At 60.9% G+C, this 26432-nt stretch carries 20 protein-coding genes and 2 pseudogenes; all 22 read left to right on the forward strand.

The window, feature by feature from the left end; all coding sequences use genetic code 11:
* Window positions 1-2 precede the first annotated feature (2 nt).
* Window positions 3-1346 (forward strand): DUF1552 domain-containing protein, encoded by a 1344-nt coding sequence (locus tag ACKVY0_RS03560; RefSeq protein WP_409213418.1) that lies wholly within the window; start codon window positions 3-5, stop codon window positions 1344-1346.
* 22 nt (window positions 1347-1368) lie between these two features.
* Window positions 1369-2304, forward strand: coding sequence for a hypothetical protein (locus ACKVY0_RS03565; protein ID WP_409213419.1), 936 nt, complete (start codon window positions 1369-1371; stop codon window positions 2302-2304).
* Window positions 2305-2468: 164 nt separating this feature from the next.
* Window positions 2469-3146 carry a hypothetical protein gene (locus ACKVY0_RS03570; protein ID WP_409213420.1) on the forward strand — a complete coding sequence of 226 codons (678 nt, stop codon included), beginning with the start codon at window positions 2469-2471 and terminating at the stop codon, window positions 3144-3146.
* A gap of 316 nt (window positions 3147-3462) precedes the next feature.
* Window positions 3463-3549 (forward strand): annotated as a pseudogene (locus ACKVY0_RS03575) (N-6 DNA methylase); the annotation flags it as partial.
* A 52-nt stretch (window positions 3550-3601) separates the two neighbouring features.
* Window positions 3602-4510: a hypothetical protein gene (locus ACKVY0_RS03580; protein WP_409213421.1), complete on the forward strand. Its 909-nt coding sequence runs from the start codon at window positions 3602-3604 to the stop codon at window positions 4508-4510.
* A gap of 101 nt (window positions 4511-4611) precedes the next feature.
* Window positions 4612-8061, forward strand: a complete 3450-nt coding sequence (locus ACKVY0_RS03585; RefSeq protein WP_409213422.1) for a DEAD/DEAH box helicase — start codon at window positions 4612-4614, stop codon at window positions 8059-8061.
* Between the two features lie 120 nt (window positions 8062-8181).
* Window positions 8182-8520 (forward strand): annotated as a pseudogene (locus tag ACKVY0_RS03590) (type I restriction endonuclease subunit R); the annotation flags it as partial.
* Between the two features lie 555 nt (window positions 8521-9075).
* Entirely contained in the window at window positions 9076-12519 is a 3444-nt protein-coding gene (locus ACKVY0_RS03595) for a right-handed parallel beta-helix repeat-containing protein (protein ID WP_409213423.1), read from the forward strand.
* Between the two features lie 22 nt (window positions 12520-12541).
* On the forward strand, window positions 12542-13267 hold the full coding sequence (locus ACKVY0_RS03600; RefSeq protein WP_409213424.1) for a hypothetical protein: 726 nt from the start codon (window positions 12542-12544) through the stop codon (window positions 13265-13267).
* Between the two features lie 188 nt (window positions 13268-13455).
* On the forward strand, window positions 13456-13713 hold the full coding sequence (locus ACKVY0_RS03605; protein ID WP_409213425.1) for a GntR family transcriptional regulator: 258 nt from the start codon (window positions 13456-13458) through the stop codon (window positions 13711-13713).
* A 98-nt stretch (window positions 13714-13811) separates the two neighbouring features.
* Window positions 13812-14711, forward strand: coding sequence for a hypothetical protein (locus tag ACKVY0_RS03610; protein WP_409213426.1), 900 nt, complete (start codon window positions 13812-13814; stop codon window positions 14709-14711).
* 16 nt (window positions 14712-14727) lie between these two features.
* Window positions 14728-15702, forward strand: a complete 975-nt coding sequence (locus ACKVY0_RS03615) for a C-terminal binding protein (protein ID WP_409213427.1) — start codon at window positions 14728-14730, stop codon at window positions 15700-15702.
* Window positions 15703-15748: 46 nt separating this feature from the next.
* Window positions 15749-16792, forward strand: coding sequence for an SMP-30/gluconolactonase/LRE family protein (locus ACKVY0_RS03620; RefSeq protein ID WP_409213428.1), 1044 nt, complete (start codon window positions 15749-15751; stop codon window positions 16790-16792).
* 18 nt (window positions 16793-16810) lie between these two features.
* Complete coding sequence (locus tag ACKVY0_RS03625) at window positions 16811-18322, forward strand: malate:quinone oxidoreductase (protein WP_409213429.1); 1512 nt, start codon at window positions 16811-16813, stop codon at window positions 18320-18322.
* Entirely contained in the window at window positions 18319-19086 is a 768-nt protein-coding gene (locus ACKVY0_RS03630; RefSeq protein ID WP_409213430.1) for an SDR family NAD(P)-dependent oxidoreductase, read from the forward strand. Before ACKVY0_RS03625 ends, ACKVY0_RS03630 begins: the two co-directional genes overlap by 4 nt.
* A gap of 36 nt (window positions 19087-19122) precedes the next feature.
* Window positions 19123-19932, forward strand: a complete 810-nt coding sequence (locus ACKVY0_RS03635; RefSeq protein WP_409213431.1) for a fumarylacetoacetate hydrolase family protein — start codon at window positions 19123-19125, stop codon at window positions 19930-19932.
* Between the two features lie 35 nt (window positions 19933-19967).
* Window positions 19968-21254 carry an MFS transporter gene (locus ACKVY0_RS03640; protein WP_409213432.1) on the forward strand — a complete coding sequence of 429 codons (1287 nt, stop codon included), beginning with the start codon at window positions 19968-19970 and terminating at the stop codon, window positions 21252-21254.
* Window positions 21255-21298: 44 nt separating this feature from the next.
* Window positions 21299-23242: a pyruvate dehydrogenase complex E1 component subunit beta gene (locus ACKVY0_RS03645; RefSeq protein WP_409213433.1), complete on the forward strand. Its 1944-nt coding sequence runs from the start codon at window positions 21299-21301 to the stop codon at window positions 23240-23242.
* Window positions 23243-23250: 8 nt separating this feature from the next.
* Window positions 23251-24426, forward strand: a complete 1176-nt coding sequence (locus ACKVY0_RS03650; RefSeq protein WP_409213434.1) for a dihydrolipoamide acetyltransferase family protein — start codon at window positions 23251-23253, stop codon at window positions 24424-24426.
* A gap of 21 nt (window positions 24427-24447) precedes the next feature.
* A complete protein-coding gene (locus ACKVY0_RS03655; RefSeq protein ID WP_409213435.1) occupies window positions 24448-25227 on the forward strand; it encodes an SDR family NAD(P)-dependent oxidoreductase in 780 nt (259 codons plus the stop codon).
* Window positions 25228-25372: 145 nt separating this feature from the next.
* Window positions 25373-26032: a GntR family transcriptional regulator gene (locus ACKVY0_RS03660; RefSeq protein ID WP_409213436.1), complete on the forward strand. Its 660-nt coding sequence runs from the start codon at window positions 25373-25375 to the stop codon at window positions 26030-26032.
* The coding region (locus ACKVY0_RS03665; protein ID WP_409213437.1) for a c-type cytochrome domain-containing protein at window positions 26029-26432 on the forward strand (404 nt) is incomplete at its 3' end. The genes ACKVY0_RS03660 and ACKVY0_RS03665, both read left to right, overlap by 4 nt.

The raw sequence follows: 26432 nt of genomic DNA on the forward strand, positions 1-26432 counted from the left end.
CCATGAACAAATCCTGGCATCTCAACCGTCGTGAGGCCCTGCGTGGCCTCGGAGCCATCATCGGCCTGCCCTTCCTCGAAGCCATGACGCCGCTTTCCCGAGCCGCGCAAAAAGCCGCCAAGCCACCCGTGCGCCTCATGTGGCACTGGGTCGGCACCGCGACGAACATGGACGCGTGGTTCCCCGTGGATGCGGGGCCGGACTACACGCTCTCGCGCGCCTTGAAGCCGCTGGAGAGGCACCGGCAGCACTTCACCGCCATCTCCGGCACGCGCAACTACCCGGAGCTGGATTACGGCGGCGGGCGGGAGTTCGGCCACAACGGCGCACTCCACTGGCTCACCTGCCAGCGCACCATCACCGGCAGCGGACCGGCGGACATCAAGACCCACAGCTCCGTGGATCAGATCGCCGCAAAACACCTCGGTGGCGACACGCGTTTCCCGTCCCTGCAACTCGGCCTCTACAAGCCCGGCTTCCACATTCTCTCGTGGTCGGAATCCGGCACACCGCTGCCCACCATCGACGGACCGGCGAAGCTCTTTCAGCAACTCTTTGCCGCCAAACGGCCCGCCGAGCTTGCCGCGTTCAAACGCAACGCCGCCCTCAACCAGAGCGTCCTCGACCTCGTCACTGAAAGCCGCCAGGACCTCGAACGCAAACTCGGCAAGCCCGACAAGGAAAAGCTCGACCAATACCTCACCTCCGTCCGCGAGCTGGAGACCGGCATCGCGCGTGATTTGCAGTGGGCCGATGTCCCGCCAGTGAAGACCAGCGCCAAAGCGCCCGCGCCCACCGCCGACAAGAGCAAGGAGGAGTGGATGCCGGCCATCTACAAGCTCATCGCGCTCGCCTTCGAGGCCGACCTCACCCGCGTCGTCGCACTCGCGGGCGACGGACCCGGCGGGAGCTATGATTTTATCCCCGGTGTCGTGGAAGACTGGCATCCCATCAGCCACCACAACCGCAACCCGGAGAAGCTCGACCAGATGGCGAAAATCAACGAGTGGAGCATGACCCAGCTCGGTGGCTTCCTCGACACCCTTGCCGCCAGCAAAGACCCGGAAGGCCGGAGCCTGCTCGACAGCTCCCTCATCCTCACCGGCGACAGCATGACCGACGGCCAGCACTGGGGCGGCAACTACCCGCTGCTGCTCGCCGGTCATGGCGGTGGATTGAAGCAAGGCCAGCACCTCAAGTTTTGCGAAAACCCCCGCTACGACCAGGACAAGTGGCCCCTCGCCTCAGTCGCCACCGCCGAGCTCCACCTCGCCATGCTCAAGGCCGCCGGTGCCCCGGTGGAAACCTTCGCCGGTTACAAAAACACCCTCAAAGGGCTCGCATGAGATGAAACTCCCGTCTCCATGCATGCCCGGCATTTTCCTCCTGCTGGCCCTGCACCCTGCCATCTCCGCAGACCTTCCTTTGCTCCCCGACGACCTCGCCATCGTTAGGAAGATCGCGGAGCGGGAGAAACTGGACGCGCCACCCGTGGCGGAGCCGCCGGGACAGAACGCGCCTCGGGCATCCGCAGGCCGCGTGAAATTCAGCGCGAAGTCCGACGGCATGGCGTCGCGACGCGTGCTGTATGCGCATCACGACGCGCAGGGACGCGTGGTGGGTTTGCTCGGCAACGGGCCGACGTTGTGCAACGAAGCCTTCGGGTGGATTGCCGCGATGCCGGAGCTGCGCGTCATCCGCATCGACCACAACACGCCCGTGCCGAAAAGCCCCGTGCCCAAAGAGCAATACGACGGCACCGGCATCATCGCCTTGAAGGACGGAAAGCTCGAAGAACTCGGCATCGGCCACGCCTTCAGCAACGCAGGCATGGCGGCGGCGGCGCAGCTCCCGTCGTTGAAAAAGATTCACATCTTCCACAGCCTCGTGACCGACGAAGGCACGGCGCACCTCAAGGGCCATGCGATGCTGGAAGATGTGCAGTTTGACACCGCAGGCCGTCCGCAAATCGGTCCGGCCACCTATGTGACGCTCGCCACACTGCCACGGCTCAGGCGCGTGGCCATGCACGAGACCTTCGTGAAATGGGAGGACGGCTTCAATCATCTCAAGCCCCTTGCCAGCCAGGTCGAAGCCATCTCGCTCGTGAAGACGCTCATCCTTCCCGCCGACCTTGCGCGACTCAAAACCGAGTTCCCCAAGGCGCAATTCACCACCGCCACACTCGCCGAAGTCAGCGAAAACGCCTACCGCAGCAATCAGCTTCTCAAGTGGTCCACACCCGAGGCCGCAGATTACCTGCGCGCCTTCACCGCCACGGCAAAACCATCCCCCAAGCCGTGAAACCCACCCTCCCACTCCTCACCCTGCTGCTCCCTCGCTGCACGTAGAACCAGCCCGCCTAACCACTCAGCGAGCCTGTTTACAAAACGCAACCCACCCGTTAGTCTCGGCGCGAAATTCGAGAGAAGTTCACCCAACCCAAAACACACACCACCTCACACACCATGAACGACCGAGAAAACCGCCGTTACGACATGTTTGGCCGCGTCCAGACATTTGGAAAAGACAACACCGCCGACTTCGCCGCAGGCGGCAAGGCCGCCGGACACTTCACCACCCTCGCGCAGGTCATCACCGACCTCGACACCGCCAAGGCCGGGCAGGATGGCGGCACCGCCACCGCGAAGTCCGTCCTGCTCGACGCCCTCCGCCTCGACCTGCAAAACATCGCCCGCACCGCCCGCGCCATTGACGCCGCCCAGCCCGGCTTCGCTGACAGCTACCGCCTGCCCGACAGCCCCAGCCAGACCGCCCTCCTCACCGCCGCCGACGCCGTCGTGCTCGCACTCGCCCTGCCCGGCATCCCCGCCAAGTTCATCGCCTACGAAATGCCCGCCGACTTCGTGCAGGACTTGCAGGACGACCTCACCGCCATTCGCGGTGCCGACGACGACATGGAATCCGACGACCAGGACGGCGTCTCCAGCACCGCCGCCGTGGGCCGCCTCATCAAGGCCGGCATGGCAGAGGTCACCCAGCTCGACGCCATCATGCGCAACAAATACGCCCGCAACCCCGACAAACTCCGCGCCTGGGACAGCGCCAGCCACATCGAGCGCGCCCCTAAGCGCGAGAAGAAAAAGGACAACGGCGGCACCCCACCGCCCGCGCCGCCGAAGTAAGGCCCGCCGCTTCCCCTGCGCAGCGCCGGGACGCCCCGCGTTCCGGCGCACGCGCCGATGAATGAAGGCCGTGCTTGAGAAGCATTCGCGCCAGCGGCAAGGAGGACGAATGGGCGAACCGAAACAGAACATGCAGACTCTCATCTCGCAATTCAGCAAGGAAGCTTCCTCGAACCGCGACGTCCATCCAGGCCTCCGCGTCGGCTTCGGCCTCGCCAATGGCAGCATGTCCTCCAACCAGTCCGGCGACTGCCCTGCGCGGAGCGCATCTTCAAAGCCGAAGGCCAAACCGCAGAGCCTGCCAAGGCAACGCAACATCCACCGCGCCCTCATCAAGGCCGACCTCGTGGACTGCATGGTCGCCCTCCCCGGCCAGCTCTTCTACAGCACGCAGATTCCCGTAGAACCGCCAAACGAGCGAGACGCAAGACACCAACAGCTCGGCCTTAACTGACATGAATGGTGTTCCACCACTAGCTCCATCGACTGCGCAAAAAATTGATGCAGCAGTAGGCGACGCGCTCTCTCTGCTCGGCCAAACATTACAGTTCCAGCGCACCATAACGCCCAATCACGAACTGCTTGTAGTAACCGGTTGGAATCAGACGCCTGCGGTGCGGCGAGCAATAGCAGAATATCTGGTTGGTCTGTGCGTGATGGCGGTGAACGCCGTTTTGGCCATTCGCACCGATCTTGTAGGTCCCTCCGGTTTAGCGGAGGTCAGACAAAATGTTGAAGACATTATCGGCGTGAACGGGATGGGGCTAACTGATGATCAAGTGAAAAAGAAGCGGGACCCTTGGATCGCAGAAGGGATTTGGCATCTTTGCCTTGCCGTTTCGATAAATAATCCAGGCTCCCATCCACCCGGTTCGCTATTCGCCCTCAGTCTACCTCATTTGGACACAACAGAGGAGGGCATTGATCTTGCGGCGCTCTATCGCTCCCAGAATGGCATAGGACTATCCATTGTTGAAACGAAAGCCTATCGCACAACGCCATCTGTGGCGGTCAAACGTGCCGCCAAGTATTTTCAAAAGATTAACAGTGGCACATATCGCAAAAAGGTTCGCGAAGCAGTGCTTCGCATGCGGGCTGAATGCTCAGCCCCTGATCAAAAGGAGATTTCCGCACAGCTCTGGCAGGAGCGCCGTTGGTATATTCCAAACATTCATTACGATGCTGCGCATACCGAGGATTGGACACAGCCCATACCAGCTCTTTCCGATTTGCTTAAAACGCCGAATAATCCAGTGTTTACGAATCCGCAAGGCATCATAATCATGCCGCACGAAGTGGCTGGTTTCGACGCCTTCTTTAATGGCATCACTTCAGATATGATGGCGTTTGTGGCCAGCCTCTAACGACCATGTTCGACGCCCACGCACGCCAACTGCTCGATATGCTCCCGGGATTGCCGGGCTTAGACCGCGTCGAGTGTCGCCGAGCACTTTCCGCAGCTTACTTGTCCGTTATACAATCAAAACTCGGACTTCCATCGAGCGCCTCCAGCGCAACCGAATTGGAAAAGATTCGCTCGTTGTTGAGGCGAATGGCGGACGCGCTGGAGAGTGCTGCGGTATTTGACCGACTTCACGGTGTTGAAAGCGAACCTCGCGTCGAGGAAGCGTGCGCCTTTGTTGCGGCAGAAGCACTCGCTCTGCTCTCGCAGATGCTCCCGGCTCCAACTGTTGATGTGACTGCTGACGAAGCCGAAACTGGCGCTTACCAAGGGATTCTCCCAGATGCGATGCAGGAAACTGCAACGAACGTCGCCATTGAGGCCGCACTGCTTTACCTGATTGGCGGCTACGACATCAATGCAGTCGCACTTGTTCGCGACATTCCGCCGGTTGTTCAACGGCCGGTTCAATCGGTTCGAGATGCAAGACTTCACAATGCGGAAGTCCTCCGACAGCGATTGATAGACTTCTGTTCCGGCCGGGTTGGAACTAATTTGGTTGGCCAATCGATACCTCTTCAAGGTGGCCCGGCGCAACTCTTCACAGAGTTGACCGAGGAGATGCGGACGTGGATTTACCATCACCTTGCCAGCGCACTCGTTGACTTTTTGGCATGGCTTGGCGGTGAAGCGGCGGGCCGCCGAGAGCAGGCTCGTGCATTAGTTGAGAAAGTCCGGCGTGCAACTGCCCCGAGAGGAGTTTTTGCCAGTATCGAGTTTGCCGACATGCACCACCTTGCTTCACTGCTCGGCGCGGCATTCGATCAAACTGCCACGCGCAGTGTTGCGCATGTTCTGCCGCTTCCTCCGACGCTGGATCAAGAGTTTCTCTCTCAGTTTCGCGCGTATGTGATACGAAGAGTTCGGGGAACGCGGGACCATGGTGGTAGGCCATTTCTCTGGCCATCGGCCATGGAGTATGTTCAGCAGTGCTTGCCGGGGCCTTTCCGCGACTCCGTCATAGCCATGCCGACTGGCAGCGGAAAGAGTTTCGTCGCTGAACTGGGGATAGTGCATGCGTTGAGCAGTGGCGGTGTCCTGTATCTTGCTCCGACAAATGCGCTTGTGCATCAAATCCGACGTGACCTTGAGGCTGCTCTGAAACCGTTCAGCAGTGTTCAGGTGTTAGCCTTTATCGGCAGTGGTGAATACACCGGGCTGGAGGAGGAAGGCTTTGGCACCGCTCAGGGGCGCTTTGTTGCGGTAATGACACCAGAAAAATGCGCGCTTGCCCTTCGCCTTAACCCGAATGTTCTCGCGGGTTGCTCGCTTTGCGTGTTCGACGAGTGCCACCTGCTAAACGATGAGCAGCGTGGGATTACCGCAGACGTGTTGATGGCGCAGCTGTTCCACTTAGCTCCGGCAATGCACTTCCTCCTCATGTCGGCAATGGTAAGCAATCCTGAACAGCTTGCAGACTGGCTACACACAGCTCGCAATCATGACGCTCGACCGAGCGTAACAAAGTGGCGTCCGACACGAACGCTACGTGGAATGGTTGTGTATGATAGTGATGGATGGAAGGCTCCATTTGATATTGCGAAAGCAAACCTCGAGCAGGTGCGGAAGGCATCACTTGCTAAGAAACGCCCTCGCAAAAACATGGCCTTCGACACACCGCTTGCGCTTCTTGCGGGATTGTCAGGGCCATGGACACTTGACCCCAGTGCACAGGACTACCGGCTTTCGCTACTTGGCACTTCAGTAGAAGCCGAGGCAACTGCCACTCCGATGGGAATTCAAGCAAACATGCCCAGTTGGAAGAACCCAGTAACCCGAATCTTTGCAGAGCAGTTGGCCGTCAAAGGAGTGCCCACGATCGGCTTTATTTTGTCCAGCCGACATCACCCATTCAGCCTCGCACGGCAGGTAACGGGTGAGATACCAGGGCGCGTTGGCGTAGGTGAGGAACTGCTTCCTGTGGTAGAAGCATGGCTGGCAATTGCTGACGCAGAGCTGGGCGTTCAAACGGAACTCCGCCCCCTCCTGCGCAGAGGTGTTGCGGTTCATACCAGTGCCATGCTACAGGTCGAACAAGCGGCGGCAGAGCGTATGTTCCAGAAGGGCTTTGCGAAACTGATGTTTGCAACGGGCACCTTGGCCCAAGGCTTAAATTTGCCCGCTGTCGCTGTTGTCGTCAGTGGCACGACTATGGGCGATCCGCGCGACGCGGACAAGGTTCCCGGACTTGGCTCGCGCGTTGACGCTGCGATTCTTAATGCGTTTGGAAGAGCGGGGCGTCCGAGTTTTTCAAACCAGGGCATCGCAGTCCTCGTGCCTGATAAGCCGGTGGGCGTGGCAGCCAATAACCCTTCACTGCCGCTGGGTTCTCTCGAAGCTTCAAAGGTAATCACTCAGCCTGATGCTGGGGTGGTGATTGGCAGTCCAGTCACCCATTTCTTCGACAAAATGCTAGCCAGCGCCTCGCCAATCCATGGAGCGACTGCCACCGAACTGACACTGACGGCACATCTCGCTGAACAACCACTTGATGGCGACCATGCTGGTGAGGTGCTGAGGCGCACGTTCGGCGGCTACCTTCGGCGCAATCTTTTTACCGCAGAAGAGTCGCTGCGAATCCGGGATCGTCTCGCGGTCGTCAAAGACCAATTCCTTCAACAGGTGGGCATTCCGCCTTGGATGAATACCGCCGCAAGGCAGGCTGGAGTGGACATATTTCGTGCTTCCCGTGTGTGGGCGGCACTTCAACAGCATGGCTTTATCGAGCGGGAAGCGGCAGAGACCCTAGATGTGGTGGGATGGCTTGGAATTCTTTTTGGAGTGCTCAGGCGCCTCCCGCCGAAATATGCAGAAGAGTATTGCGCCGACGATACGCAGAAGACTCCGACGGTGCTCACCCGGCTACGCGACAGCGCAATGCCATACCTTGCTGTCGAAGACCTGCCGTGGTCATCACCGCCCGAGTGGACTACGCACTGGCTGGAGCTCCAAGCTCTTGCCGCTACTTACATGGCCGGAGGGACGTATGCCGAGTTGGCTCTCGCATACTATGGTCCTGAAAAGATTCCTGGCCCTGTTCCGACTGACCGCGTTCAGGCTAATCCAATCCCTGGTGTCTTTGGATTCATTCGCGAAGTAATCGAACCCTTGGCGCGCGACGCTGGGTGCTTGGTTGCGGTCCTTGAACAAGCATGGAAAGCTCAAGGGGCCACCACTCCACCCCAGGCTCTCCAAGCTCTCCCGTTGTGCGTTCGGTTTGGCTGTGATTCCTTGGAGACGCTAGCTTGGTTTCGGTTTGGATTCCGACAGCGTGTAAGCGCACACACACTTTCAAAAGCTTTCCCGCTTACGGCTAACCCTGCCAGTGATGCCCAACATTCAGCCGAAGTGCGCCGACTCAGAAGTCGTTGGTTAGATGGAAACATTATGCCGACGATTGCCAGTGCGCTACTTGGGCATGTGGCATCTGTCCTGCGCGAGGCTGGCGATTAGCAAGGAATTCAAGCCAATCGGAACCACGCGAGCGGTTTTTGGCGATTACATTTGATGCGCCCTTTCGGTCGCACCCTTCGGGCATGTCGCTTCGCTCCAGTTCATCTCGCCCCACTCAGTTCCATCTACGACATCCAGCGCGCCGTCGCCGACAAGGCCACGGTGCCGTTCTTTTACGAGAGCCGGATTTCCAAGCTGATCCTGAACGCCGCCGAGTTGCCGAAGCTCGACGCGAAATTTGAGGAAATCACCGTGGGCGAGGAGCTGACGAAGAAGGAAATGCTCAAGACGAAGTGGGCCGCGCTGGAGGCGTTGGTGGGCAATCCGAAACGCATCGCGCTCGTGGCCTCCGAACTGGTGGCGCATTTCGAGAAGCGCGTGGAGGCGATGGACGGCAAGGCGATGATCGTCTGCATGAGACTCCGCATCGCCGTGGGCATGCGCAAGCGAGTGGTGCGGGCGGGCATGGCGACGATGAAGATCGTGGCTACGCTCTCGGGGCTGAATGAACGAAAGCAGGGGCCATGGGAGGCACGGCGGGCTGGTTTTAACGTAAATCGTTGATTCCAAGGCTTCTGAGACGCGCCAAGGCCCGATTGACACGCTCCAAGGGTCATCTCGCACGCACCCAAGCCCAGGCTGACACACACGCAAGGGGCGATTGACACGGCCCAAGGGTGAACTCGCACGCGCCAAGGGGCGGCTGGCGCGGGGCAAGGCCCGCCTCGCACGCTCCCAAGGCGCGGCTGACACGCACCTAGCTGCCGCTGAAACCAGCCGAAACCTCCGCTCGCACGCGGCAGCCCGGCGCTGCACCGGGCCAAGGTGCGGCTGCACGCGGCCACGGAACGGCTCGCACGCGCCCAAGTCTTCCCTCGCACGCGACGCGAGTCGGCGGGACGCGACACCGTGCGGTTCCGCACGCCACCGGTGGCATTGGGCCCTGCGCTTCGGACGTAGATTTACAGCACCGTGGCCGTTAAGGATTGGCCCTCACGACGATCTCCTTTTGCCATGCTGAAATCTCCCCTCTCCTCTGCCGTCCTGCTGCTCATCCTCGCCGCCTCCTCGCTCTGCGCTCACGCTGCCGAATACTTCGTCTCCGCGCGTGGCAGTGATGCCGCTGCTGGCAATTCCGCCGCAACAGCGTTTGCGACCACCGGCAAAGGCGTCTCGATGCTGAAAGCGGGCGACACGTTGACGATTTTGCCGGGCGAGTATCGTGAGACGGTCGAGGTGAAGAAGCTTGCGGGGACCAAAGACTCGCCAGTCACGATTCGGGCGCAGCGTGCGGGCACGGTGCTGCTGCGCGGGGATGTGGAGGTGACGGGATGGGAAGCAGTGGCGGGACTTGGCGGGGTGTTTGCGGCGAGTTTTGACAAGATCGCGCAGGGCGTGGCCGATCCGCGCACGCTGACGCATTACGAACCCGCCGCGACGGCGGTGGAGATCGGCACGAAGCCGGGTGCGTTCTTCCATGATGCCAAAACAGGACGCCTGCTCGTGCGCACGGCGGATGCGCGGCCTCCGGGAGTGCTCATGGTGTCCATCACGAACGGCAATGGGCTGGCGTTGGAGAACTGCGCGCACATCGTCATCGAGGGGCTGGCCTTCACTGGCTATCAGCATGCGGACACCTCGGTCTTGCTCGGCTCGCGCACGCGCTGGGGGATCATCGCCGGGAAGTGCGAGAGCATCACGCTGCGCCGTTGCGTGGCGTATCTGAACAGCGGTGGCCTTTGCTTCACGACCGGCACGGCGAACTCGGTGATCGAGGATTGTTTTGTCTTCGCCAATGCGTCGCGAACGATCGGCATCTCGAATCAAATTCTGGGTTGGGGCGCGAAGGACTGCGTCTTCCGGCGCAATCGCATCGAAGGCTTCAACAGCGCCACCGGCAGCCAGGACCAGATCACTTTTTACAGCAACGAGGGACAGACGAATCTGCTGGAAGACAACATCGCCATCCGCGCAAGTTTCATGGATAAGGGCGACGCGAAAAACGTGCGCGTGGTGAGCAATCTCACGACGGGCCCGAAGCCGGGATTTTACCAGCAGGAGGACGCCTCGAACCTGCGCGTGCAATACACCAACCCGGCGAAGCTGGCCGCGCAGTTCGCCGATCCGGTGAATGGCGACTTCCGCCTGCTGCCGGAGTCGCCGCAGCGAGGCAAAGGATTGAATGGCGCGGACCCCGGACCGAATCCCTTCCGCGAGGAGGTGTTTTTCGTCTCGCCGGAGGGCAATGACGGTGCGCCCGGCCATTCGCCCTCGAAGCCGTGGAAATCGCTCAAGCACGCTGCCGCCCGCGCGAAGGCGGGCGACACGATCTACCTCATGCCCGGCGTGTATGAGGAGGCGCTCGCGCCCGTGCAGTCCGGCACGGCGGAAAATCCCATCCGCTTTGTGCGGCGGGGTGATGGTCGTGTGATCCTCGATGGCAAAGGCACGCTGCCTGTGGGCATCGACTTGAGCGGACGCTCGCACATCGAGGTTGAGGGCCTCGTGGTGCGGAACTTCGCGCAGCATGGCGTGAAGTCGGCGGACGGCGCGGGCATCACGCTCTCGCATCTCATGATCGGCGGTAGCGGCAGCGATGGGTTGAGCGCCAGGAAGGTGAACGTGCTGACCCTGCGGCATTGCTTCCTCGGGCGCAGCGGCGGCGCGGTGGTCCGGCTGGAGCAATGCGGCGACGCCACGCTGATGGGCAATCTTTTCGGCGACGGCACGGGACCGCGTCTCGTGTGTGATGCGCCATCGCTCGCGACCTTGTGGTCGGATCGGAATCACTTCACTGCCGCCGCAACAGGGCCTCTCGTCGAAGCTGCCGGTCAATCACACGTAATCCTCGCCGACTGGCAGAAAACCGGCATGGACATGCACAGCCTCACCACAGAGCCTGGCTTTGATGACAAAGGGACCGGCGGAGGTGGTGTCCGGCTCCGCGCGGATTCGTCACTCGTCGGGCGCGGTCCGCTCGCGGCGGCCATTGGACCGTTTCGCCGCATGACCGTGGAGCAACCCGTAACCGTCGAACAGTCGCGTCTGCACAGCGCCACGCCCACCACGGCGAATCTCGAATGCCGCACACCGTCCGCGCCGGTGGAGATCACGCTGGAGTGGGGCGACTCGCCAGCGCTCGGTCAGAAACGCACCGCGCTCGACGGCATCACCCATTCAGTCAGCCTCACCGGCTTGAAAGCGGGCGCTACTTATCACGCGCGCTTCACTACCGGCGTCCGCGAGACACGCACCGTCTTCGCCACGGATCGCGACACGCTCCAAGCCACAGGCGGTGCCGCGCAATCCGAAACGATCACCTTCACCACGCCCGCGACCGCCACACCGCCGCGCACCTTCCACGTCGCGCCAGATGGCAATGACACCCGCGCCGGTCTCGCGCGTGACAGCGCGTGGCGCACCATCAATCACGCCGCGTCCCAGGCCGTCGCCGGTGACACCGTGCTCGTCCACAGCGGCACCTACGAGGAAACCGTCACCGTGCGCGGCACTGGTGCCGCTGATGCGCCGCTTACCTTCCGCACCGCGCCGGGAGCCGTCGTCTGGCTCACCGGCAGCGACCGTCTGCGCTCCACCGCCTTTTTGATCAAAGAGAAAAGCCACGTCGTGCTCGATGGCTTCCGCTTCCGCGACTTCCTCTCCGAGGAGTCGAGCCACAAGAGCGTCGTCGTCATCATCGGCGGCTCGCACAACACCGTGCGGCGCTGCTTTTACGACGGGCGCGTGCTCAGCGGCTACATGAACGTCTTCCTCGGCATGAGCGACAGCTCCGACGCCCTCGTCGAGAACTGCGTCATGATCCTCGGCATGGGCGAAGGCATGTCCCTCAACACCTGCCCGCGCTCCGTGGTGCGCCACTGCGTCTTCTACAACAACAACATCCGCGGCCTCTCCGTGATGACCGACATCACCGGCACGCTGCACGATCCCGTCACCGTCACGCACAATCTTTTCTGCGCCGTCATCCCCGCCAAGGGCAGCAGCGCCTTCATGCGCACGCGGCAGTTGCGCAATCTCGTCTCCGACCACAACGCCTACTTCGACCGCATTGCAGAAAGCGAGCGCGGCATCGTCGAGACCATGTTCATCGGCGAAAAGAAAGTCGGCCAGCCCAAGCCCGGCTCGTATGACGGCATGGACTTCACCCTCGCCACGATCCGCACCGAAACCGGCAATGAAAAGCACTCCCGGTTCGGCAATCCCGGCATCCCCGTCGTGAAGGAACTATCTCCGCGCTACGACAAAGACACCCCGGCCAACAACGAGCGCACCTGGCAGGGCCAATGGTTGGCCAACGAGCTGCACCAGACGCGCCAGGAAATCCAGCCGCTCGATTCCCACCACTTCATCGCCGCCCCCGACAGCCCGCTCGCCAAAGCCGCCGACGGCAAACCCATCGGCCTCGATCCGGCGGCGTTCCCACCCAATGCACCATGACCACGACATCCCCTTCCAACTCATGAAAACGCTCGCCTCAATTCTCCTGCTCATCCTACTGGACGCCACATCTCTCCACGCTGACCCGCAAGCCGTCGCCACGCGCATCAAAGGCGACTGGAATGCGGAAACGGGGACGTGGCACAAGCGTCTCGGCCCCGTGGATGCGGCATCGCTGGCGGAACTCGCGGGCGACCCGGCGGTGAAGACGATTCATCTCGACGGCGTGAAGCTCGACCTCGCGGCGGTGCAGGCACTCGGGACCGCGAAGACGCTCATGACACTGCTCATCGTCCACACCGATGTCGGCAATCTCGCGATGTTGCGCGAGCTGGCGAAGATGCAATCGCTGGAAGACATCCACGTCGGCAGTTCAACGTTTGGCGATGAAGGACTCAAAATCCTCTGCGGCCTGAAGAACCTCAAGAGCCTGCGCCTGCGGCATGTCACCCGCGACACGGCGAACCCCATTACCGCAGTAGGCGTGAAGGCCGTGGCGGATGCCTATCCCGACTTGGAAGCCTTCTACATCAATCTGCATCAGATGGATGATGCCATGATTCCCGAGTTGGCTCGGATGCCGAAGCTCAAGCAACTGATGTTGGAGTGGGTGAGCCCATCCTTCCTTGCGAAAGTGAAAGCGGTGCTGCCCAAGACCAACGTGACCCACACCGGCGGCAAGATCGCGCCGGAAAAGGAGGATGTGGAAGCGACCAAGCTGTTTCGCGGAGGAGCGAAGCCCGAGTAGAAACCTTGAACCAGTATCCTGACCCTAGATGAAACCATGGTTTGTCATCGCAATCTCTGTGCTAGCAGCCTTGAAAGCAGAGGCTCAGGCGGACGGCGATGACGCTGTCACTCCTTGACTCGCTTGTTTAGCACGTGTGCAAGAAGTCTTGACGGTATACCGTTTCATTCCTATCAACGGTATACCCAATGAACATCGCGACTCCTGTAGCCTCACTTTCAGATTCTGCCGCTGCGCAACTGCGGCAGGAAATCCTCAGCGGGCTTGTGGCGCCAGGGCACTTTCTCGCGGAATCCGCCGTCGCGAAGCGATTGGGCGTCAGCCGCGTGCCGGTGCGGGAGGCGTTGTTAGCGCTGGAGCGGGAAGGGTTGGTCGAGTTCAGCGCTACGGGGCGGTGGCGCCCCTGCTTTCCCAAAAACGCTAACCTCACCGAACACACACCTTGAGCATCCAACGTCAAAGCTGGCTGTTCATCCATCACGCTTCACATCCGCGTCCTGAGGATGATGGGGATAAGAATATGATAAAACTGAAACCACCAACCATGCACTCCATTGCCCGACACCTCATTCGCATTGCAGCCCTCGCTTTGCCATTCACCACACCAAGCACTGCCGCAGATGCTCCGGTCAAACACCGTCTCCTCTTCACCGAGTATGGCAAAGGGCCAAACCGTTTAATCGAACTCGATGCCGATGGAAAAATGGTCTGGGAGTTCAAGCCGCCGAGCACCACGGTGATCTTCCATGTCTTGCCAAATGGGAACATCCTCTTCGGCTACGGCGGACAGCCCACGGGTGTGCGCGAGATTACTTCGCGCGGTGAGACAGTGTTCGATTACGTCAGCAAGTCGCATCAGGTCTTCGGCAGTGAGCGGCTCGCGAATGGCAACACGTTAGTCGCAGAGCAGGGGCCGTGTCAGGCTGTCGAAGTGAATCCGAAGGGTGAGATCGTGCATGTCACGCCGTTGACGACGAACATTGAAGGAACTCACCTTCAGGTGCGCAATGTCCACAAGCTTGCCAACGGCAACATCCTCGCCGCCCATGAAGGCGAGGGCGCGGTGCGCGAGGTGGACCCGAGCGGCAAGGTCGTGTGGGAATACACCGGCGTCACCAACACCGGCGAAGCGCAGCGGCTTGCCAATGGCAACACGCTCATCTGCTGCGGCACGCAGAAACGCTTGATCGAAGTCACACCGGACAAGCAGATCGTGTGGGAGTTCAGCGACAAGGATGCGCCTGATTTGAACATCACCTGGGTCTCCAGTCTTCAGCAGCTCAAGAACGGAAACCTGCTCATCGGCAACTTCATGCGCGGCAAGGAAGGCCACGGCGCGCACGCCATCGAAGTCACGCACGACAAGGAGAAGCGCGTCGTCTGGAAATGGGACGATCACAGCCTCATCAAGTCGCTCACCACCGTCCGCGTTATCGGCGAATAACCTCACACACACGACCATGCCCAAAATAGCCATCACCGACTACACCTTTCCTGATCTCAGCCTGGAGGAAGCTGTGCTTCATCCCGCAGGGATCGAGATCGTCTCCTTCAAAGAAAAGCGTTCACCCGCGGAACTCGCTGACCTCGTGAGAGATGCCGATGCCGTGATCGCGCAGTTTGCTCCCGTGAACGCCGAAGTCGTTGCTGCGATGACCAAGGCGAAGGTCATCGTGCGCTACGGCATCGGTTACGACAATGTGGATTTCACCGCCGCCCGCGAGCGTGGCATTCCGGTGTGCAACATCCCGGACTACTGCATTGATGAAGTCGCGGATCATACTCTGGCTTTCATCCTCGCCATCACGCGGCAGGTGGTTCCGAACGCGCTCGACATTCGCGCGGGCAAGTGGGGCCTCGCCACACCGTTGACCGCGATGGCATCGCTGAAGCACCTCACCATCGGCATCGTCGGCTTTGGGCGCATCGGTCGTGAGGTGGTTAAGCGTCTGCTCGCTTTCAAGGCTCGTGTGTTGGTGTTTGATCCCGTGGTGGCGGCGGATGAGATCGCCAAAGCAGGTGCCGTGGCGGCTGCATCGTTCGACGAACTGCTCACACAGAGCGACATCGTCTCGCCGCATTGCCCATCCACACCAAAGACCAAGCAACTCTTCAATGCCGCTGTGTTCGCGAAGATGAAACTCGGCTCCATCTTCATCAACGTCGGCCGTGGCGATCTCGCCGACAGCGCCGCCATCACGGACGCGCTGCAATCCGGTCATCTCGCCGGTGCCGCGCTCGACGTCTTCGATCCCGAGCCAATTCCCGCCGACCATGCGATTCGCACGATGCCCAATGTCATTCTCGCCGCGCACATCGCCTCCGCGAGTCCGCCAGCGGTGAAGACCCTGCGTGAAACAGCCGCACGCATCGCGCTGATGGCTGTTCGCGGTGAGCCACTGCCAAACATCGTCAACGGCGTGACTGCGGCATGAATACTTTGATCTCCATCACTCCAACCAACCACCATCCACCCGACCTATGACCACTCGTCGTTCCTTCCTTACTTCCATCGGCTCTTTCGCCGCTGCACCACTCCTCGCCCGTGATTTTGGCCCCGGCGCCGCACCCGTGCGTTATCCCGAGCCGGATGTCATCGCACTCGACAAGGCATTCGAGAAATACAAGATTGGCTCCGCGCCCATCGAGAGGCTGCACACCGGCATGTATTGGGCCGAAGGGCCTGCGTGGAGCGGTTGGGGCCAATACCTTGTGTGGAGCGACATCCCGAACAACGTGCAGCATCGCTGGCTCCAGGATGACGGCGAAGTCACGACGATCCACAAGCCCGCTGGCCACAGCAATGGCAACACCTTTGACCGCGAGGGACGGCAGATTTCCTTCGAGCACGGCAACCGTCGCGTGGTGCGCTACGAGCCCGACAACAGCCTTACCGTCCTCGCCGACAAGTTTGACGGCAAGCCCTTCAACGCACCCAACGATGGTTCCGTGCATCCCGATGGCAGCGTGTGGTTCACCGATCCCGGCTACGGAAGCCTCGGCAACTACGAGGGCAACAAAGGCGACCTCTTGCTCAAAGAAGCGGTCTATCGCATCGATCCGAGCGGCAAGGTGGAAAAGGTCACGGATGAAATCTTCAAGCCCAACGGCCTCTGTTTCTCGCCCGACTACAAGAAGGTGTATGTGGCCGATACTGGCGCGACACATTACCCCGAGGCACCGAAGAACATCAAGGTCTGGGACATCGACGGCGCGAAGCTGAAGAACGGCCGAGAGTATTGCTCCATGAAAATGGACCTCAATGGCAAAGAGGTCGCCGGACTCGCGGACGGCATTCGTTGCGACAAAGACGGCAACATCTGGGCCGGATCAGGTTGGGTGGGCGAAGGCTACGACGGCGTGCAGATTTTTTCTCCCGAGGGCAAACGCATCGGCCAAATCGTGCTGCCGGAAGTATGCAGCAATGTGTGCTTCGGCGGTCCACGCCGCAATCGCCTCTTCATGACCGCCAGCCGCAGTCTGTATGCCGTGCATGTCGAGGCCATCGGCGCGCATTGGTGCTGATAACCGCCGCCTGAACTGATGCCAACACCACCGGACATGGATGCCCGCATTCTCGAAGCTCCCGACATCGTGCTTGTCGGCAGTGGCATCATGTCCGCGACGCTGGCGGTGATGCTCAAGCGACTCGATCCGCAGCTCCGCATCCAGATGGTTGAGATCACGAGTGAACTCGCGCATGAAGCCTCGAATGGCTGGAACAACGCGGGCACGGGCCACGCCGGTATTTGCGAACTCAGCTACACCCCGGCACGCGATGAAAGCGGTGGCGTGCCCATCCGCCGGGCGCTGCATATCTTTGAGCAGTTCGAGCACTCGAAGCAGTTCTGGGGCTCCGCGACTGCTGAAGGCATGGTGGGAGCTGCTGCGGATTTCATCCATGCGGTGCCGCATGTCTGCTTCGTGAAGGGGCGGGAAGATGTGGACTTCTTGCACGCACGCCACACCGCGATGGCGGAGCATCATTTCTTCCGCAGCATGACGTTCACGATGGATTCTTCGATGATCCAGCAGTGGGCTCCGCTGGTGATGGAAGGACGCGATGCTTGTCCAGTCGCGGCCACCTCCGGTGCCGGCACCGAGGTGGACTATGGTCTGTTGGCCCGCCGTCTTTGCGGCTGGCTGGCGCAGCAGGAGCATTGTGGCATCGCCGCCGGATGGAAGGTGACGAAACTCCAGCGCGGTGTGGGTGAATGGCATCTCGATCTACGATGCATGGCTTCCGGTGAAGAGCGCAAGCAGCGTGCGAAGTTCGCCTTCGTTGGCGCGGGCGGTGGCAGCCTGCCTTTACTGCAATCCACCGGTCTCGCTGAAGTCTCTGGTCTTGGCGGATTTCCCATCGGCGGCCAGTGGCTGGTGTGCGACGAGCCTTCGATCTGCGCACGGCATGAGGCGAAGGTTTATGGTGCCACGCCGCCCTCATCGCCCAGCCTCGGCGCGGGGCATCTCGATGTGCGGAGGCTCAACGGTCAGCGCCAGCTTCTCTTCGGCCCTTTTGCTTCATGGACGACGCGTTTCCTCAAACATGGACAGTGGAGCGATCTGCCACTCTCGATTCGCGCGAACAATCTCGGTGCACTGCTGCAAACCGGCATGCGCAACCTCCCGCTGGTGAAGTATCTCATCACCCAGGGCCTGCAAAGCATGGAGAGCCGCATGGAGGCCGTGCGCGAGTTTTACCCCAATGCCAGCTCGGAACACTGGAGGCTAGTGCAAGCAGGAATCCGTGTGCAGGCCATCAAGAAAGCGGACCGTGGCGCGGTGCATTTCGGCACCGAAGTGTTCTCCTCCGCAGACCGTTCGATCGCTGCGCTCCTGGGCGCGTCGCCGGGTGCATCGGTCTCGGTGAACATCGCACTCGAAGTCGTCCAGACCTGCCTGCCGCATCTGCTGGCCAGCGCTGAGGGCAGGGAACGCATGAGGCGGATGATCCCCACCTTTGACCACGACCTGAAGCAGTCCGGCAATGCCGCCTTGTTCGAGAAAACCAGCCGCGAGGCCACAGAACAACTTCAAATCCATCCCCAACCATGATTACCCTCACTGACAAAATCGCCCTCGTCACTGGAGCCGGTTCCGGCATCGGCGCCGCCATCGCGGAATGCTTCGCCGAAGCCGGAGCGCTCGTCTTTGCCTCCGACCGCGACGAAGCCGCCGCGCAGCAGACTGCGGCACGCATTCGCGAGGCAGGCCATCGCGCGGAATCGCTCGTGCTGGATGTCAGTGACGAGTCCTCGTGCCTTGCCGCTGTGCGCACGGTCACCGAGAAATGCGGACGCTGCGATGTGCTCGTCAACAACGCGGGCGTTGGGCATGTCGGCACCATTTTGACCACCAAGCCTGACGATTTGGACAGGCTGTGGAAAATCAATGTGGTCGGCATCTATCATCTCTCGCGCGCGGTGCTGCCCGGCATGATCAAGCGCGGCATCGGCTCCATCGTCAACATCGCCTCCATCGCCGGACTCATGGGCATGGAAGCCCGCTTCGCCTACACGACGACGAAGCACGCCGTCGTCGGCATGACCCGCGCAATGGCCATGGACCACGGCACCACGGGCGTGCGCATCAATTGCATCTGCCCCGGCCGCGTTCGCACGCCCTTTGTCGATGCCATGCTGAGCCAGTATGAAAACCCCGACGACTATCTCCGTCAGATGGAGGCTCCGCATGCCATGAAACGCATGGCCGCGCCCTCTGAGATCGCTTCCGCCGCACTCTATCTCGCCAGCGATGCGGCATCCTTTGTCACCGGCAGCGCCATGACCGTGGATGGCGGCTACACCACCGGAAAATAGAACCCACGCCTTTCACACCCCCACCCACAACCAACCATGCGCATCATCCGCCACCAAGCCAACAACGGCACCATTCAGCACGCAGCCCTTCAACCCGACGGCACCGCCCGCCGCATCGAGGGCGATCTTTTCGGCGACTTCAGCGTCACTGATGAAGTCGTCACACCGGGAAAGGTCCTCGCGCCACTGGCACCCACAGCCATCTTTTGCATCGGCCTGAACTACCGCAAGCACGCGGAGGAGAGCAACGCTGCCATCCCGCAGTATCCGGTGCTCTTCATGAAATCGCCAGGCGCGGTGCAGAATCCCGGCGATGACATTGTCCTGCCACGCCATCTCGCTAGCGATGAAGTGGACTATGAGTGCGAGCTGGCTGTCGTCATCGCCAAGGCCTGCAAAAACGTCTCCAAAGCGAACGCACTTGATTATGTGCTCGGCTACACCTGCGCCAATGACGTGAGCGCGCGCGACTGGCAGATCAAGCGCGGTGGCAGCCAATGGTGCCGTGGCAAGACCTTCGACACCTTTGCGCCGCTTGGCCCCTGTCTGGTGCTCAAGGACGAGATCGCTGATCCGAACGCGCTGCGTATCCAGACCATCCTCAACGGCAAAACGATGCAGGACTGGAACACGAACGACATGATCTTCGACGTGCCCACACTCATCGAGTTCCTCAGCGGCAGCACCACGCTGCTGCCCGGCACCGTCATCCTCACCGGCACGCCGCAAGGCGTCGGAGCCGCCATGAAACCACCCGTTTTCCTCCAACCCGGCGACACCGTGACCATCGACATCGAAAAGATTGGCGCACTCACCAATCCCGTCGTGGCCGAGTCGAACGCATAGTCCTGAGAGCCATCACGCCAACCACCCACCACTCCATGACCTCCTCCTCCGCCGTCGATCCCATCGCTCTTCGCCGCAAGGTCGCGTGGCGTGTTCTGCCTTTGGTCATCCTGCTCTACATTATCTCCTACCTCGACCGTGCGAACGTGGCCTTTGCCAAGCTGCGCATGGGCGAGGCACTGGGGTTTTCGGAGGACGTGTTCGGCTTCGGCATTGGCGTGTTCTTCATCGGTTATCTGTTCCTGGAGATTCCCGGTGCATTGTTGGTGGAGCGATGGAGTGCGCGGAAGTGGTTCGCGCGAATTCTCATCACCTGGGGCTTCATCTCGGCGGCGATGGCCTTCGTGCACACTCCTTCGCAGTTTTACTGGGCTCGGTTCTTTCTCGGCGTGGCGGAGGCGGGATTTTTTCCCGGCATCATCGTGTATTTCACGCACTGGTTTGCGCAGAATGATCGCTCGCGGGCACTGTCGGGCTTGCTTGTGGCCGTGCCGTTCAGTCTTGCGCTCGGCGCGCCGGTGTCGTCGATGCTGCTGGATGTTAAATGGTTCGGACTCGATGGTTGGCAGTGGCTTTTCATCGTGGAGGGGCTGCCTGCGGTGGTGCTGGGTTTTGTCGTTCTCGCCTTTCTCACAGATCAACCTCGAAATGCAACGTGGCTCACTCAAGCCGAGCGCGATCATCTCGAAGGCGTGCTCGCTGCTGAAGCGACGGCAAAGGAAGCAACTGGCAAAATATCCGTCTGGCAGGCGCTGCGATTGCCTGCGGTGTGGCTGCTCGTGATCGGTGTGCTGGTGGGCAACAGCGGCGGCTACGCACTCAGTTTTTGGTTGCCTACCACAGTGAAGAATCTTTCTGGCGGCTCTGATCAAATGACGCTGCTCTACAGCGGCCTCTACTACAGTTGCGGCATCCTCAGCGTGCTCATCTCCGGCCAGACCGCAGACAGAACGGGAGATCGCAAATGGCACGCGGCGGGCGGCATGATCGCCACCGGCATCTTCCTCCTGTGCAGCACGATTCCAGGACAATCCTTCGGCACACAGATGATCTGGCTCTGCCTCACCGCGCTGGGCGCGTTCTTCTGGATCGCACCGTTTTGGACGCTGCCATCGCTCACGCTCACCGCCTCAGCCGCTGCAGTGGCCACCGGTCTAATCAACATGGGTGCGAATCTCGCCGGCTACGCAGGCAACCACGTCACCGGCTGGTTGCGCACACACGGCTACGGCGAAATGCAGTGCCTTCACTTCCTCGCCGCCTGCTTCATCGTCGGCGGCGTCATTATCAGCTTTCTACGTCTCAAACCTAAATCAGCATGAGTTCCCTCACGAACCAATCATCCCCCCTTCAACTTTACCGCACCATGCTCACGATCCGCATGGTGGAGGAACGCCTGGCAAAATCGCATCAGCGCGGGCTCATCCCCGGAGCCTGCCACACCTATGTCGGCGAGGAAGCCATCGCCACGGGTGTGTGCGCGCATTTGCATGAAGCGGACGCCGTCTTCAGCACGCATCGCGGTCACGGTCATGCACTCGCGAAAGGCATGGAACCGCGCCAACTCATGGCAGAACTCTATGGTCGCGAGACCGGCTGCTCGCGCGGTCGTGGAGGCTCCATGCATCTGTTTGCACCGGAGATTGGCATGATGGGCACCAGCGGCATCGTTGGCCCCTGCATCCTGCAGGCCACCGGCGCAGGCTACAGCTCTTTGATCATGAAGACCGGCAATGTCGGGGTCGCCTTCTTCGGCGATGGCGCGGCGAACAACGGCGCGTTTCACGAAGGCCTGAACATGGCGACCATCTGGAAGCTTCCTGTGCTGTTCGTGTGCGAGAACAACCAGTTCGCCACCGAGGTTCCGTTTTCCAGTGTTGCGGGCAATCCTAGCGTAGCAGCCCGAGGAGCAGCTTATGGCATCGCAAGCTTTGAAGTGGATGGCAACGATGTGCTCGCTGTGGAAGCCGCTGCCGGTGAGGCCGTGAAGCGTGCCCGCAACGGTGAAGGCCCCACACTCATCGAATGCAAAACCTACCGCACCCGCGCGCACGCCGAAGGTATGGGAGATTTCACTTACCGCACGCGTGAAGATGTAGAGCGGTGGAAAGCACAATGTCCCATCGCTCGATTGAAGAAGCATTTGCTTGACCAAAAACTAGCGACCGATGCCGAACTCAACGCCATCGAGCAGGAAGTCGCCACGCTCACGGAGTCAGCGCATGAGTTTGCCGAAAAGAGCGCCTACCCAACCGCAGAGAGCGCCACCACGCACGTCTATGCAGCCCCACGCAGCGGACCACTGCGTGATGTGCCTGCCTCAAGCGCCAGCACTCGCGAGTTGACCTTCATGAAGGCCACGCTCGAAGCGCTGACCGAAGAGATGGCACACAATCCGAAGATCTTCGTCATGGGTGAAGGCATCGGCGTGCGCGGCGGAAACTTCGCCACCACCAGTGGCTTGTTTGCCATCCATGGCCCCGAACGATTGCGCGATACTCCGATCTGCGAGCGTGGTTTCGTCGGACTTGCAGGAGGCGCAGCGATGACCGGCACGCGACCCGTGGTGGACTTCATGTTCGCCGACTTCGTGCTCGATAGCGTCGGCGAGATCATCAATCAAATCGCCAAGATGCAATACATGAGCAGCGGACGCTTGAAGATGCCCGTGCTGATGCGCGGTTGCATTGGCATTGGGCACAACGCTGCCACCCATCACAGCGGCAGCTACTACTCGATGTATGCGCATTTCCCTGGCCTGCGCGTCGTGGTGCCTTCGTCACCGAGGGATGCGAAAGGCCTGCTCAAAACCGCGCTTACTTGCGATGATCCCGTCCTCTTCCTCGAACATCGCGAACTCATGACCGTGAAAGGCCCCGTGCCCGAAGAAGAATACTTCATCGACTTCGGTCAGGCCGCTATCGTGCGCGAAGGCAGCGACATCACCGTCGTTGCGCTCGCGCTGATGGTTCACAAAACACTCACGGCGTGTGAGACACTCGCCAAAGAAGGTATCAACGTCGAACTCATCGACCCACGCACCGTCGCGCCTCTCGATGTGGACACCATCATTCAATCGGTGGCCAAGACCGGCCGCATTTTGATCGTGGACGAAGACTTCGCGCACTGCGGCATCAGCGCCGAGATCGCCGCGCAACTCGCCGACCGTGGCTTCGACGAACTCGACGCCCCCATCCGCCGTCTCAACGGCAAGCCCTCACCCACGCCCTACAGTCCTACACTTGAGGCAGCGGTGGTGCCGAATGTCGAATCCATTGCCCAAGCCATCCGCGAACTTTGCGCTGAATAGACAACGCCATGCCCATTAACATCACATTACCCCGTCTCGGCTGGTCCATGGAGGAAGGCAAGTTCCTCGCATGGCTGAAGCAGGATGGCGACTTCATCAAAGAAGGCGAACCGCTCTTCACGCTCGAAAGTGACAAAGCCGCGCAAGAGGTCGAAGCCATCGACAGCGGCATCTTGCGCATCCCGCTCGACGGCCCCCAACCGGGCGACGTCATCAAAGTCGGTCACGTGCTCGGCTACTTGCTCGCCGAAGGCGAGAGCGCGCCTGTATCTAGACAGCCCGAAGAGAAGGCAGACGAATCGGGACCAAAGAACCTCATTCATTCTCCTGCCCCCATTCTCCTGCCGACAAAATCCCGCACTGAGACACCCGCCAGCCCCCGCGCCCGTCGCGCCGCCAAAGCGCACCAGGTCGAACTCTCCACGCTCGGACCGACCGGCAAAGGCGGACGCATCCGCGAGCGCGATGTGCTGGCAGCTTCCACCAAGCCCATGCCCACCTCCATGCGCGAGGTTCCCATCACCACGATGCGCCGCACCATTGCCACCCGCATGGTCAACAGCCTGAACAACACAGCGCCCGTCACCATCACTTGTCGCTGTGATGCCACACAGATTGTCACCTTGCGTGGGCAACTCAAAGCTGCCGGTGCCAGCGCCTTGCCAAGCTACACCGACATCATCGCGAAGATCACCGCGAGCGCCTTGATCGCGCATCCCTTGCTCACCGCACGGTGGGACACCGATCGCTTGCTGATGCCAGAGCAGATCCACATTGGCATCGCCGTGGATACGGATGCGGGTTTGCTCGTGCCAGTGCTGCGTGACGTTGGGACTTCATCGCTCACTGCCATCGCGAGTCAGTCTCGCCAGCTCATCGAAGCCGCACGAGCCGGCCGATTGAGCACCTCCGACATGCAAGGCGGCTGCTTCACCATCACCAACCTCGGCAACTTCGGCATCGAAGCCTTCACCCCGATCATCAACTTTCCCGAGACCGCCATCCTCGGCCTTGGCGCCATCATTCGGGAGCCCGTCGCACTCGATGACGGCACGCTCACGAGCCGCCAGCAAATGGCCCTCAGCCTCACTTTCGACCACCGTATTCTCGACGGCGCTCCCGCCGCCCGATTCCTCCAAACCCTGCGCCAACGCATCGAAGAACCCTTCGCGTGGCTCATCTGACTCATCTCCCCACATCTTCTTATGCACGCCAATCTGAAAGACCAAATCGCCCTCGTCACCGGAGCCGCCACCGGCATCGGCAAAGCCATCGCCGATCGCTTCGCCGCGAACGGAGCCACCGTTTTCTACACCGACGTCAGTCACGCCGCTGCCGAGGAAGCAGCAGCGAAAGGCGGCGGTCGCGCCCTCGCGCTTGACGTCACCAAACCCGATCAGATCCACGCCGCGATGCGCACCGTGCTCGAACACTGCGGACGACTCGACATCGTCGTCAACAACGCAGGCATCAACACCCACGCGCACCGCGTGACCATTGATGAGTTTCCGCGCGAGGAGTGGGATCGCATCCTCGCCGTGAACCTCACCGGCCTTTACGAAGTCAGCAGCGCCGCCGCGAAAATCATGCGCCCGCAACGCAGCGGCCGCATCATCAACATCTCATCCATCGCCGGTGTCGTCCCGCTCCGGCTGCAATGCGCCTACACGGCCGCCAAAGCTGGCGTCAACAACCTCACCCGCGCCATGGCCATCGAGCTCGGCAAAGACGGCATCCTCGTCAACGCCATCGCCCCCGGCTCCATCGTGACCGATGGCACGCGCGAGTTGTTCTACTCCGAAGGCAGCCTCTTCCACGAAAACGCGCAGCGCATGATCGACCACATCCCGCTCGGCCGCCCCGGCACCCCTGACGAAATCGCCGTCGCCGCCCTCTTCCTCGCCGCCCCCGAGAACACCTTCACCACCGGCCACATCCTCGTCGTCGATGGTGGTTGGACCGCCGGCTACCACCGCGACTTTTGAACGCAGCCAAGAACAGGCCGCAAAACGCGCCCAGCCTCGCTCCGAGCATCCGCGAGGAAACCACGCCAAACTTTTTCCCCCAACATCACACCCTTTGAAGGATTGTTGACGGTATACCGTATTGTCACCTGCAACGACACACTCAATGAAGACATCCACTCATCCATCATCACTTTCCGATTCCGCCGCCGCGAGACTGCGGCGGGAAATCCTCGGCGGGCTTGTGGCGCCGGGGCACTTGCTCGCGGAATCCGCCGTCGCGCAGCGATTGGGCTTCAGCCGCGTGCCGGTGCGGGAGGCGTTGTTCACTCTGGAGCGCGAGGGGTTGGTGGAGTTCAGCACGACGGGGCGGGCCTATGTCAAAGACCTGGCGCCGCACGATTTTGAAGAGCTGTATGTGCTGCGTCTCGCGTTGGAACCGGTGGCGGCGCGATTGGCTGCTCCAGCCTTGCGAGAAGACTCCTCGCGACTTGAGAAAAACATCAAGGCCACCAGCAAAGCACCCACGTTGCTCCAGGTCACACATCTGGATCTCGACTTCCACGAGATCATTCTGGAGGCATCGGGGAATGCCCGACTGCTCAAGCTCTGGCATTCGCTGCGCAGTGAGCTGGAGCTTTGGCTGGGACGACTGCATCGCTCAAAGCAACTTCAGACGCGCGGCACCCGTGCAGAGACCGTGAGCAGTCACCAACGTGTGGTGCAGGCTTTCAAGACCGAGTCACCCACCGAGTGCGAACGCCTCATGCGCCAGCACATCCTGAGCTGGCGCGAGTGGCTGCCAACGATGGAGGTGGAGGCATGAGAAGATGGTTTGCCATCCTGCTCGCTGTTCCTGCGGCTGCTTTTGCTGAAGCGGGGACTGAGCTTTTTGAGTCAAAGATTCGTCCGCTGCTCGTCGAGCACTGCTACGAGTGCCACAGCGCGGAGAAGACCAAAGGCGGACTCGCTTTGGATACGAAGGCGGGTTGGGAGAAGGGCGGCGACTCTGGCCCGGCGATCCTGCCGGGAAAGCCGGACGAATCTCTGCTGATCAAGGCAGTGCGGTATCACGATGAAGACCTCGCGATGCCGCCGCAGAAGAAAGGTGGCAAGCTGCCGGACAGCGCCATCGCGGCGCTCACGGAGTGGGTGAAGATGGGCGCGCCTGATCCGCGTGTGGCTGAGGCGAAGCTTGCCGGGATGAAGGCGGCGGAGGCGAAGTC

This window comes from Prosthecobacter sp. (assembly GCF_046154365.1).
Taxonomy (GTDB): Bacteria; Verrucomicrobiota; Verrucomicrobiia; order Verrucomicrobiales; family Verrucomicrobiaceae; genus Prosthecobacter.

Excerpts from the sequence above, each read along its gene's own strand:
- ACKVY0_RS03565 (WP_409213419.1), top strand. The coding sequence starts at position 1,369 with ATGCCCGGCATTTTCCTCCTGCTGGCCCTGCACCCTGCCATCTCCGCA.
- ACKVY0_RS03560 (WP_409213418.1), top strand. The coding sequence starts at position 3 with ATGAACAAATCCTGGCATCTCAACCGTCGTGAGGCCCTGCGTGGCCTC.
- ACKVY0_RS03645 (WP_409213433.1), top strand. The coding sequence starts at position 21,299 with ATGCTCACGATCCGCATGGTGGAGGAACGCCTGGCAAAATCGCATCAG.
- ACKVY0_RS03610 (WP_409213426.1), top strand. The coding sequence starts at position 13,812 with ATGCACTCCATTGCCCGACACCTCATTCGCATTGCAGCCCTCGCTTTG.
- ACKVY0_RS03620 (WP_409213428.1), top strand. The coding sequence starts at position 15,749 with ATGACCACTCGTCGTTCCTTCCTTACTTCCATCGGCTCTTTCGCCGCT.
- ACKVY0_RS03650 (WP_409213434.1), top strand. The coding sequence starts at position 23,251 with ATGCCCATTAACATCACATTACCCCGTCTCGGCTGGTCCATGGAGGAA.
- ACKVY0_RS03600 (WP_409213424.1), top strand. The coding sequence starts at position 12,542 with ATGAAAACGCTCGCCTCAATTCTCCTGCTCATCCTACTGGACGCCACA.
- ACKVY0_RS03570 (WP_409213420.1), top strand. The coding sequence starts at position 2,469 with ATGAACGACCGAGAAAACCGCCGTTACGACATGTTTGGCCGCGTCCAG.
- ACKVY0_RS03625 (WP_409213429.1), top strand. The coding sequence starts at position 16,811 with ATGCCAACACCACCGGACATGGATGCCCGCATTCTCGAAGCTCCCGAC.
- ACKVY0_RS03635 (WP_409213431.1), top strand. The coding sequence starts at position 19,123 with ATGCGCATCATCCGCCACCAAGCCAACAACGGCACCATTCAGCACGCA.
- ACKVY0_RS03580 (WP_409213421.1), top strand. The coding sequence starts at position 3,602 with ATGAATGGTGTTCCACCACTAGCTCCATCGACTGCGCAAAAAATTGAT.
- ACKVY0_RS03605 (WP_409213425.1), top strand. The coding sequence starts at position 13,456 with ATGAACATCGCGACTCCTGTAGCCTCACTTTCAGATTCTGCCGCTGCG.
- ACKVY0_RS03615 (WP_409213427.1), top strand. The coding sequence starts at position 14,728 with ATGCCCAAAATAGCCATCACCGACTACACCTTTCCTGATCTCAGCCTG.
- ACKVY0_RS03595 (WP_409213423.1), top strand. The coding sequence starts at position 9,076 with ATGCTGAAATCTCCCCTCTCCTCTGCCGTCCTGCTGCTCATCCTCGCC.
- ACKVY0_RS03630 (WP_409213430.1), top strand. The coding sequence starts at position 18,319 with ATGATTACCCTCACTGACAAAATCGCCCTCGTCACTGGAGCCGGTTCC.
- ACKVY0_RS03655 (WP_409213435.1), top strand. The coding sequence starts at position 24,448 with ATGCACGCCAATCTGAAAGACCAAATCGCCCTCGTCACCGGAGCCGCC.
- ACKVY0_RS03660 (WP_409213436.1), top strand. The coding sequence starts at position 25,373 with ATGAAGACATCCACTCATCCATCATCACTTTCCGATTCCGCCGCCGCG.
- ACKVY0_RS03640 (WP_409213432.1), top strand. The coding sequence starts at position 19,968 with ATGACCTCCTCCTCCGCCGTCGATCCCATCGCTCTTCGCCGCAAGGTC.